18 protein-coding genes and 1 other RNA gene are annotated in these 16,699 nt (G+C 62.9%); 14 read left to right on the forward strand and 5 right to left on the reverse strand.

What is annotated here, in order from left to right:
• The 5 genes from petA to ABE459_RS16735 all read left to right on the forward strand — a co-directional run bounded on the left by petA (position 1) and on the right by ABE459_RS16735 (position 3,769).
• Positions 1-594 carry a ubiquinol-cytochrome c reductase iron-sulfur subunit gene (gene petA / locus ABE459_RS16715; protein ID WP_125462712.1) on the forward strand — a complete coding sequence of 198 codons (594 nt, stop codon included), beginning with the start codon at positions 1-3 and terminating at the stop codon, positions 592-594.
• Complete coding sequence (locus ABE459_RS16720; RefSeq protein ID WP_110991633.1) at positions 594-1,805, forward strand: cytochrome bc complex cytochrome b subunit; 1,212 nt, start codon at positions 594-596, stop codon at positions 1,803-1,805. Before petA ends, ABE459_RS16720 begins: the two co-directional genes overlap by 1 nt.
• On the forward strand, positions 1,805-2,584 hold the full coding sequence (locus ABE459_RS16725) for a cytochrome c1 (protein ID WP_125857530.1): 780 nt from the start codon (positions 1,805-1,807) through the stop codon (positions 2,582-2,584). The genes ABE459_RS16720 and ABE459_RS16725 overlap by 1 nt, the downstream gene beginning before the upstream one ends.
• 117 nt (positions 2,585-2,701) lie before the next feature.
• Positions 2,702-3,325: a glutathione S-transferase N-terminal domain-containing protein gene (locus ABE459_RS16730; protein WP_110991631.1), complete on the forward strand. Its 624-nt coding sequence runs from the start codon at positions 2,702-2,704 to the stop codon at positions 3,323-3,325.
• 12 nt (positions 3,326-3,337) lie between these two features.
• Positions 3,338-3,769, forward strand: a complete 432-nt coding sequence (locus ABE459_RS16735) for a ClpXP protease specificity-enhancing factor (RefSeq protein ID WP_323830728.1) — start codon at positions 3,338-3,340, stop codon at positions 3,767-3,769.
• Between the two features lie 52 nt (positions 3,770-3,821).
• Here ABE459_RS16735 and ABE459_RS16740 read toward each other — a convergent pair whose 3' ends face one another.
• From ABE459_RS16740 to ABE459_RS16760, 5 genes are all read right to left on the reverse strand, one after another.
• The gene (locus tag ABE459_RS16740) at positions 3,822-4,040 is read right to left on the reverse strand and encodes a YgdI/YgdR family lipoprotein (protein ID WP_110991629.1); all 219 of its coding nucleotides are present in this window, start codon (positions 4,038-4,040) and stop codon (positions 3,822-3,824) included.
• A gap of 58 nt (positions 4,041-4,098) precedes the next feature.
• On the reverse strand, positions 4,099-4,677 hold the full coding sequence (locus tag ABE459_RS16745) for a BON domain-containing protein (protein ID WP_125462715.1): 579 nt from the start codon (positions 4,675-4,677) through the stop codon (positions 4,099-4,101).
• Entirely contained in the window at positions 4,674-5,267 is a 594-nt protein-coding gene (locus ABE459_RS16750) for a phosphoheptose isomerase (RefSeq protein WP_011535550.1), read from the reverse strand. The genes ABE459_RS16745 and ABE459_RS16750 overlap by 4 nt, the downstream gene beginning before the upstream one ends.
• A gap of 86 nt (positions 5,268-5,353) precedes the next feature.
• The gene (locus tag ABE459_RS16755) at positions 5,354-5,725 is read right to left on the reverse strand and encodes a YraN family protein (RefSeq protein ID WP_323830729.1); all 372 of its coding nucleotides are present in this window, start codon (positions 5,723-5,725) and stop codon (positions 5,354-5,356) included.
• The gene (locus tag ABE459_RS16760) at positions 5,725-7,542 is read right to left on the reverse strand and encodes a penicillin-binding protein activator (RefSeq protein ID WP_323830730.1); all 1,818 of its coding nucleotides are present in this window, start codon (positions 7,540-7,542) and stop codon (positions 5,725-5,727) included. Before ABE459_RS16760 ends, ABE459_RS16755 begins: the two co-directional genes overlap by 1 nt.
• Positions 7,543-7,763: 221 nt before the next feature.
• Here ABE459_RS16760 and rsmI point away from each other — a divergent pair, with 221 nt between their 5' ends.
• The 9 genes from rsmI (at position 7,764) to mraY (ending at position 16,693) form a co-directional block, all read left to right on the forward strand.
• A complete protein-coding gene (gene rsmI / locus ABE459_RS16765) occupies positions 7,764-8,606 on the forward strand; it encodes a 16S rRNA (cytidine(1402)-2'-O)-methyltransferase (RefSeq protein ID WP_322360298.1) in 843 nt (280 codons plus the stop codon).
• 67 nt (positions 8,607-8,673) lie between these two features.
• Positions 8,674-9,033: RNase P RNA component class A (gene rnpB, locus ABE459_RS16770), an RNA gene on the forward strand.
• A gap of 308 nt (positions 9,034-9,341) precedes the next feature.
• Positions 9,342-9,797, forward strand: coding sequence for a division/cell wall cluster transcriptional repressor MraZ (gene mraZ, locus ABE459_RS16775; protein ID WP_021784148.1), 456 nt, complete (start codon positions 9,342-9,344; stop codon positions 9,795-9,797).
• A 2-nt stretch (positions 9,798-9,799) separates the two neighbouring features.
• Positions 9,800-10,741: a 16S rRNA (cytosine(1402)-N(4))-methyltransferase RsmH gene (gene rsmH / locus ABE459_RS16780; RefSeq protein WP_110991785.1), complete on the forward strand. Its 942-nt coding sequence runs from the start codon at positions 9,800-9,802 to the stop codon at positions 10,739-10,741.
• Entirely contained in the window at positions 10,738-11,031 is a 294-nt protein-coding gene (gene ftsL / locus ABE459_RS16785) for a cell division protein FtsL (RefSeq protein WP_070092339.1), read from the forward strand. The genes rsmH and ftsL overlap by 4 nt, the downstream gene beginning before the upstream one ends.
• Positions 11,031-12,764, forward strand: a complete 1,734-nt coding sequence (locus ABE459_RS16790; RefSeq protein WP_189654556.1) for a penicillin-binding protein 2 — start codon at positions 11,031-11,033, stop codon at positions 12,762-12,764. The genes ftsL and ABE459_RS16790 overlap by 1 nt, the downstream gene beginning before the upstream one ends.
• Positions 12,764-14,251, forward strand: coding sequence for a UDP-N-acetylmuramoyl-L-alanyl-D-glutamate--2,6-diaminopimelate ligase (locus ABE459_RS16795; protein WP_279845243.1), 1,488 nt, complete (start codon positions 12,764-12,766; stop codon positions 14,249-14,251). The genes ABE459_RS16790 and ABE459_RS16795 overlap by 1 nt, the downstream gene beginning before the upstream one ends.
• Positions 14,244-15,611, forward strand: coding sequence for a UDP-N-acetylmuramoyl-tripeptide--D-alanyl-D-alanine ligase (murF, locus tag ABE459_RS16800; RefSeq protein ID WP_125462719.1), 1,368 nt, complete (start codon positions 14,244-14,246; stop codon positions 15,609-15,611). The genes ABE459_RS16795 and murF overlap by 8 nt, the downstream gene beginning before the upstream one ends.
• Positions 15,611-16,693 carry a phospho-N-acetylmuramoyl-pentapeptide-transferase gene (mraY, locus tag ABE459_RS16805; protein ID WP_110991623.1) on the forward strand — a complete coding sequence of 361 codons (1,083 nt, stop codon included), beginning with the start codon at positions 15,611-15,613 and terminating at the stop codon, positions 16,691-16,693. The genes murF and mraY overlap by 1 nt, the downstream gene beginning before the upstream one ends.
• The last annotated feature ends 6 nt before the right edge of the window (positions 16,694-16,699 follow it).

The following is a 16,699-nucleotide window of genomic DNA, read 5'->3' on the forward strand; positions in this document are numbered from 1 at the left end:
ATGAGCAATGACGGCGTCAACGCAGGCCGGCGCCGCTTCCTCGTAGCCGCGACATCCGTGGTCGGGGCAGCGGGGGCAGTGGGGGCTGCGGTACCGTTCGTGGGGTCATGGTTTCCCAGTGCCAAGGCGAAAGCCGCAGGGGCACCGGTGAAGGTCAATATCGCCAAGGTCGAGCCAGGCCAGCAAATGGTGGCTGAATGGCGTGGTCAGCCGGTCTTCATCGTGCGCCGAACGGATGAAATCCTCGGCAACCTGAAAAAGCTCACCGCCGAGCTCTCCGATCCTGAATCCAAGGCGTCGGTGCAGCCCACCTACGTTGATCCGCAGAATCGCTCGATCAAGCCCGAAATCCTCATTCTGGTTGGCTTGTGCACCCATCTGGGGTGCTCGCCGACGTTCCGCCCCGAAGTCGCTCCGGCCGACCTTGGGCCGAAGTGGGTCGGTGGCTATTTCTGCCCTTGTCACGGTTCGCACTACGACCTGGCCGGTCGTGTCTACAAAGCCCAGCCGGCGCCTCTGAACCTGCCAGTGCCACCGCACTCGTACGAGTCTGACGACCTTGTCGTCATCGGCATCGATCAGGAGAAAGCATGATGAGCAAGTTCATGGAGTGGATCGATGCGCGCTTCCCCGCCACGAAGATGTGGGAAGACCATCTGAGCAAGTATTACGCGCCCAAGAACTTCAACTTCCTGTACTTCTTCGGCTCGCTGGCGCTGCTGGTGCTGGTCAACCAGATCGTTACCGGCGTATGGCTGACCATGAGTTTCACCCCCTCGGCGGAAGAGGCCTTCGCCTCGGTCGAGTACATCATGCGTGACGTCGAGTACGGCTGGATCCTGCGCTACCTGCACTCCACCGGCGCCTCGGCGTTCTTCATCGTGGTCTACCTGCACATGTTCCGCGGCCTGCTCTACGGCTCCTACCAGAAGCCGCGCGAGCTGGTCTGGCTGTTCGGCATGCTGATCTACCTGGCGCTGATGGCCGAGGCCTTCATGGGCTACCTGCTGCCATGGGGCCAGATGTCGTACTGGGGCGCCCAGGTGATCATTTCGCTGTTCGGCGCGATTCCGGTGATCGGTGGTGACCTCACCCAGTGGATCCGCGGCGACTACCTGATCTCGGGTATCACCCTGAACCGCTTCTTCGCCCTGCACGTTGTGGCCTTGCCGATCGTGATTCTCGGCCTGGTCGTGCTGCACATCCTGGCGCTGCACGAAGTGGGTTCGAACAACCCCGATGGTGTGGACATCAAGAAGAAAAAGGACGAGAACGGTATCCCGCTGGACGGCATTCCATTCCACCCGTACTACACCGTCAAGGATATCGTCGGCGTGGTGGTGTTCCTCTTCGTGTTCTGCGCTGTGGTGTTCTTCTTCCCGGAAATGGGCGGGTACTTCCTAGAAAAACCGAACTTCGAGCAAGCAAACGCCTTCAAGACCCCTGAACATATCGCCCCGGTGTGGTACTTCACGCCGTTCTACGCGATCTTGCGTGCGGTACCCGACAAGCTGTTCGGGGTGATCGCCATGGGCGCCGCGATCGCTGTGCTGTTCGTGTTGCCCTGGCTTGACCGCAGCCCGGTGCGCTCCATGCGCTACAAGGGTTGGCTGAGCAAGGTCTGGCTGCTGGTGTTCTGCGTGGCCTTCGTCATCCTCGGTGTGCTGGGCGTGCTGGCACCGACCCCGGGGCGTACCTTGCTGTCGCAGGTGTGTACGGTGCTGTACTTCGCCTACTTCCTGCTGATGCCGTTCTACACAAGGCTCGAGAAGACCAAACCGGTTCCGGAAAGGGTGACTGGCTGATGAAAAAGTTGATTGCAGTATGCTTGCTGGCACTGATGCCTGGCCTTTCGTTTGCCGCCGAGCACAGCCTGGAGCTGGACAAGGTCGATGTCGACCTCACTGACAAAGCTGCACTGCAGGACGGTGCGCGGACCTTCGCCAACTATTGCATGGGCTGCCACAGCGCCAAGTTCCAGCGTTATGAGCGGGTGGCCGACGACCTGGGGATTCCGCACGAGCTGATGCTCGAGAACCTGGTGTTCACCGGCGCCAAGATCGGTGATCACATGAAGATCGGCATGCAGCCAAACGATGCCAAGACCTGGTTCGGCGCGGCGCCTCCCGACCTAACCCTGGTTGCTCGGGTACGTGGCAATGACTGGCTGTACACCTACCTGCGCAGCTTCTACGAGGACCCAGCGCGGCCTTATCGGGTGAACAACAAGGTCTTCCCCAATGTGGGCATGCCCAACGTACTGGTCGGCCTGCAGGGTAATCAGGTGATCGGTTGCAAGCAGGTGCAGACCGTGGTCGACGGCAAGAAACAGTTCGACCCGCTGACCGGCAGCCCGCTGACCCATGAAGCGTGCGACCAGCTGACCGTCGAGGAGAAATCCGGTACCCTGACGCCCGAGCAGTTCGACGAGAAGGTCAAGAACCTGGTGACCTTCCTGGCCTATTCGGCCAACCCGGTCAAACTGGAAAGCCAGCGCATCGGTACCTACGTGTTGCTGTACCTGGCTTTCTTCTTCGTGTTCGCCTACTTGCTCAAGCGCGAATACTGGAAGGACGTGCACTGATCACGCAGTAGTTTCTGGTTGTTGAACGCGCCCGGGGCGCCCTGGCAGAAATGCCAGGGCGCCCCGGGCGCGTTTTCATTTACAGTTTTACAAGCATCCCGTGCGAGGAGGCGCTACATGGGCGCAACCAACAGGTTAGCCTGCTATTCCGACCCCGCTGATCATTACTCTCATCGGGTACGCCTGGTGCTCGCCGAGAAAGGCATCGCCGTGCAGATCATCGACGTCGACGCCAAACGCCTGCCGCCCAAGCTGGTCGAAGTGAATCCTTATGGCAGCCTGCCGACACTGGTCGATCGTGACCTGGCGCTGTATGAGTCGACCGTGGTGATGGAGTATCTCGACGAGCGTTATCCTCATCCGCCACTGATGCCGGTTTACCCGGTGGCGCGTGGCAACAGTCGATTGCTGATGCACCGTATCCAGCGCGACTGGTGCGCCTTGGCCGATACCGTGCTCGACCCGCGCAGCAGCGAGGCGGCACGCACCCAGGCGCGCAAGGAGCTACGTGAGAGCCTGACCGGCGTAGCGCCGCTGTTTGGCGAGATGCCCTGTTTCATGAGCGAGGAGCAAAGCCTCGTCGACTGTTGTCTATTGCCCATGCTCTGGCGTCTGCCGGTGATGGGTATTGAATTGCCACGGCAGGCCAAGCCGCTGCTGGATTACATGGAGCGACAGTTCGCCCGCGAGCCTTTCCAGGCGAGCCTGTCTGCTGCCGAACGTGAAATGCGCAAGGTTTAAGAGGAACCGTTGATGAACTCCAGTCGCCCCTATCTGGTTCGTGCGCTGTACGAGTGGATCGTCGACAACGATTGCACGCCCCATATGCTGGTCAATGCCGAGTATCCGGCGGTCCAGGTGCCTCAGGGTTTTGCCAGCGATGGCCAGATCGTCCTGAATATCTCGCCCAGCGCCGTGCGTAACTTGCACATGGACAACGATGCGGTGAGCTTCGAGGGGCGCTTCGGTGGTGTATCCCACTCGCTCTTTGTACCGGCCGGCGCGATCCTGGGTATTTATGCCCGTGAAAACGGTCAAGGCATGGTCTTTGAGCTGGATCCGCCGCTCGATAATGAAGACGACCAGTACGATGACGGTGTCGAGCCGGATGACGATGGCCCGCCGGAAGGGGGCAGCCAGCCTCCACGCCCCAGCGGTCGACCCAGCCTCAAGGTGGTCAAGTAACAAAAAAGGCGATCCTTTGTGGATCGCCTTTTTTTGTGCCTGGAACTCGCGCTTACAGGTCCTTGATGCTCTGCACCTGGTCCTTGTTGACGCGGTTCTGCTTGCCGTCGAGTTGTTTGAACTCATAGAAGCCGGAGTCGCGATCGAAGTGCGGGGTGTCGAGGGTCTGCAGTTCGCGGCCGTCGTTGAGGGTGATCACGCTCGGCGAAGAGCAGCCGGCCAGGGTGGCGAAGGTGCCAATCAGCAGGGCGGGCAGCAGGTACTTCTTCATGGGGTACTTCCTGGATCTGGGTTGAAAGGCGAGGGGCGGGTTTCGCCCTCGCGGGGGTTCAGTCGATGTATTCGAACAGTTTGACGATCTTCTGCACGCCCGAGACGCCCTGTACCACGTTGGTGGCAGCGTTGGCCTCTTGCTGGGTGACCAGGCCGAGCAGGTAGACGATACCGTTCTCGGTGATTACCTTGATGCGCGAGCCGGGGACGCTGGCGTCCGTCAGCATCTGGGTCTTGATCTTGGTGGTGAGCCAGGCGTCGTTATTGCGCGCCAGGATCGAGGACGGCTGGATAACCTGCAGCTCGTTGTGGACCTTCTTGACCCGCTGGACCTGGCTGGCGGTCTGTTCGGCCAGCGACTTGAGGTCTGCGCGCGGCGTCTGGCCGGCCAACAGGACAACGCCGTTGTAGCTGCTGACGACGATGTGCGAGCCCTGGTCCAGGTCTGGGTTGGCCTTGGCGATATTGACCGCAACCTTGGTCTCGATCAGTGAGTCGTCGATCTTGCTGCCGATGGTGCGGGTGCCGCGGTCATCCTCGATGGGCGAGTTGCGCGCCGAGGTCAGTACCGAGCTGCAGCCTGTGACGCTCAGGCACAGGGTGAGGGCCATCAGGCCGAGGTGCTTGGGGATCATTCTTCACTCCCGAACAGTTGGCTGTCGATCAGGTCGCACAGACAGTGGATCGCCAGCAGGTGGACTTCCTGGATGCGTGCGGTGACGGTCGAAGGTACGCGGATCTCCACGTCCTCGGGCAGCAGCAGCGAGGCCATGCCGCCGCCGTCGCGACCGGTCAAGGCTACGACAATCATTTCGCGGTCATGTGCGGCCTGGATCGCCTGGATCACGTTGGCCGAGTTGCCGCTGGTGGAGATCGCCAGCAAAACGTCGCCAGGCTGGCCCAGGGCGCGAATCTGCTTGGAGAAGACCTCGTTGTAGCTGTAGTCGTTGGCAATCGAGGTGAGTGTCGAGCTGTCGGTGGTCAGGGCAATGGCCGGCAGGCTCGGGCGCTCGCGCTCGAAGCGGTTGAGCAACTCGGACGAGAAATGCTGAGCGTCGCCGGCCGAGCCGCCGTTGCCGCAGGCGAGCATCTTGCCGTCGCTGAGCAGGGCGTTGACCATGACCAGGCTGGCCTGCTCGATGTGAGGTGCCAGGATGTCCATTGCCTGTTGCTTGGTGTCGATGCTGGCCTGGAACAGCCGGCGAATTCGGGATTGCATGTCCATCTGGTGACCTTAAATGGGGCGGTGGCCGGCGCGGCGCGCGCCAGGGATCCGCCCGCGAAACATAGAGCGAAAAATTCGGTACAGGTTCAGCACTCGAAGGCGTTTTTCAGCCAAAGAAGCGGTTGCCCGGCATGGCCTTGGCCCTGCAGGGCGACAACGTCGAAGCGGCAGGGTTGAGCGGCCCAGCGGGGTTCATCGTGCAGGAATAAGTTGGCGGCCAGCGCCAGTCGCTTCTGCTTGCGCCCGTCGATACTGCCGAGCGCGCCGCCGAAGTCCGCGTGTAGCCGGTAGCGGACTTCGACGAATACTACTGTATCGGCATCGAGCATGACCAGATCGAGCTCGCCGCCCTTGCATCGCCAGTTGCGCGTCAGCAGCTGCAGACCTTGCCCTCGGAGGTAGTCGAGGGCCTGGTCTTCGGCAGCCTGGCCTGCGTGGCTGGGCGATGCGCTGGGCATCAGCGCGGCGCGTCCGGCAGGCGTTTGACCTGGCCGCCGGAGAACTCGGCCCATGGCAACTGACGCTCGATGCGTTGAGCCGGGTTCATGCTCAGGCTGCCAGACAGGCCTTCGACGCGGTTGTCCGGCAGTGCCTTGAGCTGGCTCAGGCGTGGCGCCAGGCTGTAGGCGTCGACGCCCATGGCGTACAGGCGGCCGAGGCTGCCGGCCGCTTGCGGCCACTGCTGCACCACCTGCTGGCGCAGGCTATTGGTGGTGTCGAGCAGCCACGGCGTTTCGCAGAAGCGGATGCCGTTCATGTCGTTGTACTGGTTGATGTCGCCGCTGGCGCTGTACAGGTTGGACGTGGCGTACACCGGCACGTCACCGGCGTACTGGAAGTTCAGCGTCGGCTTGATCTGCTGGGCCTGTTGCGGGGTGGCGGCCAGGAAGATGAAATCGATGTCCTGGCGGCGCGACGGCTGGGCGGCGATGTCGCTGCCGACCGTGCTTTGCAGGCTCTTGGCGCGGCCTTCGCTCTGGCGCAGCTGGAACAGGTCGGCGATCTGTTGAGCGAGGGCGACTGGCTGGGCGATGCGCTCGGCGGCCAGCAGGGTGCCGCCATTGCTTTCCCAGTCCTTGCGGAAGGCTGCGAGCACGCGGTCGCCCCATTCGCCGCGCGGTACCAGCGCGACCGCACGAACCTTGCCGTCGGCACGGGCGCGGCGAGCGACTTCGCGGGCTTCGTCCTCAGCCGCAAGGCCGAACTGGAACAGTTGAGGCGGGGCTGATTGGCCGGCATCGGCGTAGTTCAGGGCCAGGGTGGTGATGGGCAACTGCGGGTAGGCCGCGAGTTTTTTCACCAGCGGTTTTTCCAGCGGGCCGACCACCAGTTGCACGCCGGCGGCCTGGGCCTGGCGGTAGAAGTCATCGAGCGAGGTGATGCGCGAGCTGTCGAACACCTGCACGGCAGGGGCCGGCTGGCCGCCTTGCTGGGCCTGGAAGTGCGCGGCCATGAAGCCGTCGCGCAGGGCGCGGGCGACGCCTGCCAGTGGCCCTTCCTGGGGCAGCAGCAGGGCAATCTTGGTCAGTGGCTGGCTAGCCAGTTCCTTTAGCTTGACCAGGGCGACCGGCAGTTGCTTGGCGGCCGGATGGTCGGGGTGTTGACCCTTCCAGGTGTCGATCGCGGCCTGTTGCTGCTCCAGGGTGCCCGCGCGCTTCACGGCGAGGGCCAGGCTGGTCCAGCCGGCCAGTGTTTCGTTGTTGGCCGGTTGTTGCAGTTGTTCGGCTGGCAGCGAGGCGACCAGGGCCCAGATGGCGTCGTTGTTAGCGCTTGCCGCCTGGCCGCTGAGCAGTGGCGTCAGCAGCACCCGCTGCTGTGCGGCGGCCAGGGCCTGGCCGTCGGCCTCGAGGGCGGCGGCGTGAACGCTGTAGGTGCGCGCTTGCTGTTGTTCCGGTAGTTCGCCGACGCGCTGCAGGCTTGGGTGGGCAAGTGCTGCCAGGGCTGCCTTGGGCTGGTTGCGGGTCATGGCCAGCTCCGCCGTCAGCGTGCTGGCGAAGACCTGCTGGGCCGGCTTGAGCGAGTCCAGCGGGACCTGCTCGAGGATGCGCGCCGAGCGTGGGTAGTCTTTCTGCTTGTAGGCCAGGTCGGCGGCGCTCAGTCGCAGCAGGGCTGCATCCTCGGCAGACTTGCTGGTGGCTGCCTTCTCGAGCAGCTGTTCGATGCTGGCATCCGGGGTGCGTGGCAGTTCGCCCAGGCTGGATGAGGGCGAACTGGCGCAGGCTGCCAGCAGGGCAGCGAGGCAGAGGGCTGTGAACAGCCGCAGACAAGCGATCATGTAAAGGTCCTGTTACTCGATCAAGTTGGCTGGCGATTGTACCCAAGCAATGGGCGTGGCGCGATCATCGCCGATGATGATCCTTCACTATAGGTGGCTGCGAGCGTGAGGGAGGCGAAGTTCTTTGCGCTCTGTTGCCGGTGCTCGGGCTACAATGGCGGCTTTGATCCGGTATGCAGGTGTGCGCAGTGACTGATGTTGCAGGGGCTTCGAAATCCACGATGGGAACGCTGTATGTGGTTGCCACGCCCATCGGCAACCTTGACGACATGAGTGCGCGGGCACTGAAGGTGCTCGCGAACGTGAGCCTCATCGCTGCGGAAGACACTCGCCATTCGGTGCGTCTGCTCCAGCATTTCGGCATTGATACGCCGCTGGCGGCCTGTCATGAGCACAACGAGCGTGATGAGGGTGGGCGCTTCATTACTCGGTTGTTGGCGGGTGACGACGTGGCGCTGGTGTCCGATGCCGGTACGCCGCTGATTTCCGATCCGGGCTATCACCTGGTGCGCCAGGCCCGTGCCGCGGGTGTGCAGGTGGTGCCGGTGCCGGGGGCTTGCGCCTTGATCGCTGCATTGTCCGCCGCAGGTCTGCCGTCCGATCGCTTCATTTTCGAAGGCTTCCTGCCGGCCAAGACGGCAGGGCGGCGCGCGCGACTGGAACAGGTCAGGGAAGAGCCGCGCACCCTGATCTTCTATGAGGCGCCCCATCGCATCCTGGAATGCCTGCAAGACATGGAGGCGGTGTTCGGTGGTGAGCGCCCGGCATTGCTCGCGCGCGAGATCACCAAGACGTTCGAAACGCTCAAGGGCCTGCCGCTGGCCGAGTTGCGTGCATTCGTACAGGGCGACAGCAATCAGCAGCGCGGCGAGTGTGTAGTGCTGGTGGCCGGTTGGGTCGCGCCCGAAGATGAGCAGGCGATCAGTGTCGAAGCGCAGCGGGTGCTCGATCTGCTGCTGGCGGAATTGCCGCTCAAACGTGCGGCGGCGTTGGCGGCGGAAATTACCGGGGTGCGCAAGAATCTGCTCTATCAACTGGCGCTGGAAAAACAGCAACGCGAATGATATCAAACTGATATTATTTGTCGTCTCGCTTGTTCTTGAGCGCCGCTGCCGGTAACCTTGTCGGCGGAGAGTCGATCGGACAGTCGCTGCCGTCTTTTGTTCCGCAAAAGGCGGGGGAGGAAAGTCCGGGCTCCGCAGGGCAGAGTGCCAGGTAACGCCTGGGAGGCGCGAGCCTACGGAAAGTGCCACAGAAAATAACCGCCTAAGCACTTCGGTGCCGGTAAGGGTGAAAAGGTGCGGTAAGAGCGCACCGCACGGCTGGCAACAGTTCGTGGCTAGGTAAACCCCACTCGGAGCAAGACCAAATAGGGTTCCATACGGCGTGGCCCGCGTCGGAACCGGGTAGGTTGCTAGAGGCGTCCAGTGATGGGCGTCGTAGAGGAATGACTGTCCTCGACAAAACCCGGCTTACAGATCGACTCTCCACCCCTCCTTCCTCTGCTTGTTTCGATAGCAGATGCCTCTGGTAATACCAAAAAGATCTTACTCTTAATAAATCACTTTAACTCCGAGCTCTATCCGTCTGAGTTGGCTTGATTTTTCCCGTCATTTTTCTTCGTGAGTAATCCTTTCCCTTCCCTTTGTTGCGCTAAATCCACGTCCTATAAGGGTTTTCCTTATGAACGCGCCTTGACGGTGTGGCGGGCGGATTCCTATAGTGTGCGCAAGTGGCAGAAAGTGGGATGAAGTGGGTTTTCTGGCACAAAAAAGCTAACATTGTGGGGAATCGCAGCCGTGTTCCGCGGAGCCAACGCCGTCAGCCTCGATGCCAAGGGCCGTCTCGCCATGCCGAGCCGGTACCGTGACGAGCTCGATTCGCGTTGCAATGGTCAATTGATCGTGACCATCGACGCGGTGGATCCCTGCCTGTGTGTTTACCCCCTCGATGAGTGGGAACAGATTGAAGCCAAGTTGCGCGCCTTGCCGTCGTTGCGTGAGGAAAACCGCCGCCTGCAGCGTTTGCTGATCGGTAACGCGGTTGACCTGGAGCTCGATGGCAGTGGGCGTTTCCTGGTACCGCCCCGTTTACGTGAATACGCCAAGCTCGACAAGAAAGCGATGCTGGTGGGGCAACTGAACAAATTCCAGTTGTGGGATGAGGATGCCTGGAACGTGGTTTCGGCAGCCGACCTTGCAGCTATTCAACAACCGGGCGCCATGCCCGATGAACTGCGTGACCTGATCCTGTGACCATAGATAGCGGCTTCAACCACATCACCGTCCTGCTCGACGAAGCTGTCGAGGCATTGGCCCTGCGCGCCGACGGTCGCTATCTGGACGGCACCTTCGGGCGTGGCGGGCACAGCCGCCTGATCCTCAGCAAGCTTGGGCCGCAGGGCCAGTTGCTGGGGTTCGACAAGGATCCTCAAGCGATTGCCACCGGGCAAGCGCTGGCGGCCGAAGACGGCCGCTTTGTCATTGTGCAGCGCAGCTTTGCCGAGCTGGGCGACGAGGTGCGTGCGCGTGGCCTGGACGGCAAGGTCAGTGGCGTATTGCTCGATCTGGGCGTGTCCTCGCCGCAGCTGGACGATCCCGAGCGTGGCTTCAGTTTCCTCAACGACGGCCCGCTGGACATGCGCATGAACCCTGACAAGGGTGTGAGCGCCGCCGAATTCATCGCCACCGCTCCAGTGGAAGAAATCGCCCGGGTATTCAAGGAATACGGTGAGGAACGTTTCGCCGGCCGCATGGCCCGTGCAGTGGTCGAGCGTCGCGAAAAGCAGCCGTTCACCCGAACCGGTGATCTGGCCGAAGTGCTCAAGGTTGCCAACCCTGCCTGGGAAAAGGGCAAGAACCCAGCCACCCGTGCGTTCCAGGGTTTGCGTATCCACGTCAACAATGAGCTGGGCGACCTGGAGGCTGGCCTTGAGGCCGCCCTGGAGTCCCTGGAGATCGGTGGTCGCCTGGTGGTGATCAGCTTCCATTCGCTGGAAGACCGCATCGTCAAGCTGTTCATGCGCAAGCTGGTCAAGGGCGAGGCCGACAATCTGCCGCGCAACCTGCCGGTGCAGCACAAGGTCTTCGAACCGAAGATCAAGCTCATCGGCAAGGCGCAGTTCGCCTCCGCCGAAGAGCTCAAGGCCAACCCGCGGTCGCGCAGCGCCGTGATGCGGGTGGCGGAGAAGCTTCGGTGAGCCGGCTATTTGCCAAACCTTTGCCAGGCGGAAGCTTCCTGATGCTTCTGCTGTTCGTGGGCGTGCTCGTTTCGGCCATTGCCGTGTCTTACAGCGCCCACTGGAACCGCCAACTGCTCAACACCCTGTACGGCGAGTTGAACGAGCGGGACAAGGCTCAGGCCGAGTGGGGGCGTCTGATTCTGGAGCAGAGCACCTGGACCGCCCACAGCCGTATCGAGAACCTCGCCAGCGAGCAGCTGAAGATGCGTGTGCCGGCCGCTGACGAAGTACGGATGGTGGCGCCATGATGAAGCTCGAAGGTGCACTCTATCCCTGGCGCTTCCGTGTGGTCATCGGCCTGTTGGCGTTGATGGCCGGTGCCATCTGCTGGCGCATCATCGACCTGCAGGTGGTCGACCGCGACTTCCTCAAAGGCCAGGGCGATGCCCGCAGCCTGCGCCATATTCCTATCCCGGCGCACCGTGGCCTGATCACCGACCGTAACGGCGAACCCCTGGCGGTCAGTACGCCGGTCACCACCTTGTGGGCCAACCCCAAGGAAATGCAGGTTGCCAAGGACCGTTGGCCGCAACTGGCCGCAGCCCTTGGGCAGAACCCCCAGCAATTGACCGAGCGCCTCACCCAGCAGGCCAGCAAGGAATTCATCTACCTGGTCCGTGGCCTGACCCCGGAGCAGGGGCAGCATGTGCTCGACCTGAAAGTACCCGGCGTCTACGGGCTCGAAGAGTTCCGCCGCTTCTACCCGGCAGGCGACGTCACTGCCCATATGGTCGGCTTCACCGACCTTGACGACCACGGTCGTGAAGGGGTGGAGCTGGCTTACGACGAATGGCTCGCCGGGGTGCCTGGCAAACGGCAGGTGATCAAGGATCGGCGCGGCCGGCTGATCAAGGACATCCAGGTAACCAAGAACGCCAAGGCCGGGAAGACCTTGGCGTTGTCGATTGACCTGCGCCTGCAGTACCTGGCCACCCGTGAATTGCGTAATGCCATCGCCGAGCAGGAAGCCAAGGCCGGCAGTCTAGTGATCATGGACGTCAAGACCGGTGAAGTGCTGGCCATGGTCAACCAGCCCACCTATAACCCGAACAACCGCCGCAGCATGTTCCCTGCTGCCATGCGCAACCGGGCGATCATCGACGTGTTCGAGCCGGGCTCGACGGTCAAGCCGATCTCGATGAGTGCTGCGTTGCAGAGCGGCCGCTGGAAGCCCACCGACAAGGTCGAGGTGTATCCGGGCAGCCTGCAGATTGGCCGCTACACCATCAAGGACGTGTCCAAGAGCGAAGGCCCGATCCTCGACCTCACCGGCATCCTGATCAACTCCAGTAACGTGGGCATGAGCAAGATCGCCTTCGATATCGGCGGCGAGGCCATCTACCGGGTGATGTCCCAGGTAGGTCTTGGTCAGTACACCGGCCTGGGCTTCCCGGGTGAGCGCGTCGGCAACCTGCCCAACCACCGCGAGTGGCGCAAGGCCGAGACCGCGACCCTGTCGTATGGCTACGGTGTGTCGGTGACCGCGCTGCAACTGGTGCATGCCTACGCGGCCTTGGCCAACGACGGCAAGATGGTGCCGCTGTCGATCCTCAAGGTCGACAAGGCGCCAGAAGCCGTGCAGGCGATCCCCAAGGAAACCGCCGAAACCGTGCAGGCTATGCTGCAGCAGGTGATCGAGGCGCCGCGCGGGGTGTTCCGTGCGCAGGTGCCGTTCTATCACGTGGGCGGCAAGTCGGGTACCGCCCGTAAAGCCACGGTCGGCTCCAAGGGCTACACCGAAAACGCCTACCGTTCGCTGTTCGCCGGCTTCGGCCCGATGAGCGACCCGCGCTACGCCATCGTCGTGGTCATCGACGAGCCGAGCAAAGGCGGCTACTTCGGCGGCCTGGTATCGGCGCCGGTATTCAGCAAGGTCATGTCCGGCACCCTGCGCCTGATGAACGTGCCGCCAGACAACCTGCCGCCGCCCACCGAACAACAGCAAGTCAGTGCAGTACCCGCCAAGGGAGGGCGTGGATGATGACGATGCCATTGAGCAAGCTATTCGCCAACGCCAGCCGCGACCCGTTGATCCGGGAACTGACCCTGGACAGCCGTGCCGTACGCCCGGGCGACCTGTTCCTCGCCGTGCCCGGCGCCAAGGTCGATGGCCGTGACCATATCGCCGATGCCCTGGCCCGTGGCGCCGCCGCGGTGGCCTACGAAGAACAAGGTGCCAGCGTACTGCCGATCACCGACGCGCCGCTGATCCCGGTCAAGGGTTTGATCGGCCAGCTGTCGCAGATTGCCGGGCGCTTCTATGGTGAGCCGAGCCGCCAGCTGAACCTGGTGGGCGTCACCGGTACCAATGGCAAGACCAGTGTCACCCAACTGCTGGCCCAGGCCCTCGATGCCCTCGGCCAGCGTTGCGGCCTGATCGGCACCCTGGGTACCGGCTTCTATGGCGAGCTGCAGAGTGGCCGCTTGACCACTCCGGATCCGATTGCCGTGCAGGCGACGCTCAACGACCTGAAGAAGGGCGGCGCCAAGGCCGTGGCCATGGAGGTGTCCTCCCACGCCCTGGAGCAGGGGCGCGTCGCTGCGCTGGAATTCGATATCGCGGTGATGACCAACCTGTCCCGCGACCACCTCGACTACCACGGCAGCATGGAGGCCTACGAGGCCGCCAAGGCCAAGCTGTTCGCCTGGCCGAGCCTGCGTTGCCAGGTGGTCAACCTGGACGATGCGTTTGGCCGCCGCCTGGCCGATGATTTTGCCCGTCGCCCCAGCAGCGATCACAGCGAGACCCGGCTGCTCAGCTATAGCCTGGAAAACCCGGACGCCTCGCTGTTCTGTCGCGAAGCCAGCTTCAATGACGATGGCGTGCGCGCCACCCTGGTCACCGCCCAGGGCGAGCGCACCCTGCGCAGTCAGCTGCTGGGTCGCTTCAACCTGAGCAACATGCTTGCCGCCGTGGCAGCGCTGCTGGCGCTGGATTATTCGCTGGACGAGATCCTCAAGGTCACCCCGCAACTGCAGGGGCCGGTGGGCCGCATGCAGCGCCTGGGTGGCGGCGACAAACCATTGGTGGTGGTCGATTACGCGCACACGCCTGATGCGCTGGAAAAAGTCCTCGAAGCCTTGCGCCCGCATGCCCACGGCCAGTTGCTGTGCCTGTTCGGCTGTGGCGGTGACCGCGATCGCGGCAAGCGCCCGCTGATGGCCGAAGTGGCCGAGCGCCTGGCCGACCGCGTGCTGGTTACCGACGACAACCCGCGCACTGAAGATCCGCAGCGGATCTTCGACGATATTCGCCCCGGTTTCGCCCAGCCCGCCAGCGTCGAGTTCGTCGCTGGCCGTGGCGAGGCCATCGCCCACCTGATCGCTACCGCCAGCGCCAATGACGTGATCGTCCTGGCCGGCAAGGGGCACGAGGATTACCAGGAGATCAATGGCGAGCGCCATGACTTCTCCGACCTGGTCGAGGCCGAGAAGGCCCTGGCCGCCTGGGAGGCTCCGCATGCTTAAGCCCATGACCCTCAGCCAGCTGACCACAGCACTGAGTGCGCGCCTGGTCAGTACCGACGCCAGCTTCACCGGCGTCAGCATCGACAGTCGCAGCGTGGGTGCCGGTCAACTGTTCGTCGCCCTCACCGGGCCGCGTTTCGATGGCCACGACTACCTGGCTGACGTGAAGGCCAAGGGTGCGGTCGCGGCCCTGGTCGAGCGGGAAATTGCCGACGTCGACCTGCCGCAGTTGCTGGTCGCCGACTGCCGTGTGGCCCTCGGCCAGCTCGGTGCGCTGAACCGTGCCGGCTACGACAAGCCCGTGGTCGCCATCACCGGCTCCAGTGGCAAGACCACCGTAAAGGAAATGCTGGCCGCGATCCTGCGTACCCAGGGCCTGGTCCATGCCACCCGTGGCAACCTGAACAACGACCTCGGCGCGCCGCTGACGCTGCTGGAGATCGCCCCCGAGCACAGCGCCGCGGTGATCGAACTGGGCGCTTCGCGCATCGGCGAGATCCGCTACACCGTCGGCCTCACCCAGCCGCAGGTGGTGATCATCAACAACGCCGGCACTGCCCATGTGGGTGAGTTCGGCGGCCCCGAGAAAATCGTCGAGGCCAAGGGCGAGATCCTCGAAGGCCTGGGCGAGGGCGGTACCGCCATTCTCAACCTGGCCGACAAAGCCTTCGAAATCTGGCGCAAGCGTGCCGGTGCTCATCGCATCCTGAGCTTCGCCCTGGACAACCCGCAGGCCGACTTCTATGCCAGCGGCATCGGTCGCGATGCCCGTGGCTGCCCGTCGTTCACCCTGCATGGGCCTGATGGCAACGTGCCGGTTCAATTGAACCTGCTCGGCACTCATAACGTCAGCAATGCCCTGGCCGCCGCCGCCGCCGCCCATGCCGTTGGTCTGAGCCTGAGCGGTATCAAAGCTGGCCTCGAGGCCGTGCAACCGGTCAAGGGCCGCACCGTGGCGCAGATTGCGCCGAACGGTGTGCGGGTGATCGATGACAGCTACAACGCAAATCCCACCTCGATGTGTGCGGCCATTGATATACTCGCCGGCTTTTCCGGGCGCACCGTTCTGGTGCTCGGGGATATCGGCGAACTGGGGCAATGGGCCGAGGAAGGCCATCGCCAGGTAGGTGACTACGCCCGCGGCAAGGTCGATGCGCTATACGCGGTGGGTGCCAACATGGCCCATGCGGTACAGGCTTTCGGCGCCAATGGCCGCCATTTCGCTACACAAGCTGAGCTGATCGATGCCGTCCGCGTCGAGACCGCCAGCGACACCACTATCTTGATCAAGGGCTCGCGCAGCGCTGCGATGGAAAACGTCGTGGCTGCACTGTGCGAAACCGGCGGGGAGAAACATTAATGCTGCTGCTGTTGGCTGAGTATCTGCAACAGTTCTACAAGGGCTTCGCGGTCTTTCAGTACCTCTCGCTGCGCGGGATCCTGGGTGTACTGACCGCGCTGACCCTGGCCCTGTGCCTGGGCCCGTGGATGATCCGTACCCTGCAGATCCGCCAGATCGGTCAGGCCGTGCGTAACGACGGCCCGCAATCGCACCTGTCCAAGTCCGGCACCCCGACCATGGGCGGCGCGCTGATTCTTTCCGCCATCGCCATCAGCACCCTGCTGTGGGCCGACCTGACCAACCGCTACGTCTGGGTGGTACTGATCGTCACCCTGGCGTTCGGCGCCATCGGTTGGGTCGACGACTACCGCAAGGTGATCGAGAAGAATTCGCGCGGCCTGCCAAGCCGCTGGAAGTATTTCTGGCAGTCGGTATTCGGCCTGGCTGCGGCGATCTTCCTCTACAAGACCGCGCCGACCAGCGTCGAGACCACGCTGATCATCCCGATGCTCAAGGACCTCACCATTCCGCTGGGTGCCGGCTTCATCGTGCTCACCTACTTCGTCATCGTCGGTTCGAGCAACGCGGTCAACCTGACCGACGGCCTCGATGGCCTGGCGATCATGCCGACGGTGATGGTCGGCGGTGCCCTGGGCATCTTCTGCTACCTGTCGGGCAACGTGAAGTTCGCCGAATACCTGTTGATCCCTTACGTACCGGGTTCCGGCGAGCTGATTGTGTTCTGCGGCGCGCTGATCGGTGCCGGCCTGGGCTTCCTGTGGTTCAACACTTACCCGGCCCAGGTGTTCATGGGCGACGTCGGTGCACTGGCGCTGGGCGCCGCATTGGGCACCATCGCCGTGATCGTCCGCCAGGAAATCGTGCTGTTCATCATGGGCGGTGTGTTCGTGATGGAAACCCTGTCGGTGGTGATCCAGGTCGCGTCCTTCAAGTTGACCGGCAAGCGCGTGTTCCGCATGGCGCCGATCCATCACCACTTTGAACTCAAGGGCTGGCCCGAGCCACGGGTGATCGTCCGTTTCTGGATCATCACCGTGATTCTGGTGCTGATCGGCCTTGCCACCCTGAAACTGAGGTAAACGAGC

Origin of the sequence: Pseudomonas sp. TWI923, assembly GCF_039673365.1 — a bacterium.
In the GTDB taxonomy this organism is placed as follows: domain Bacteria; phylum Pseudomonadota; class Gammaproteobacteria; order Pseudomonadales; family Pseudomonadaceae; genus Aquipseudomonas; species Aquipseudomonas sichuanensis.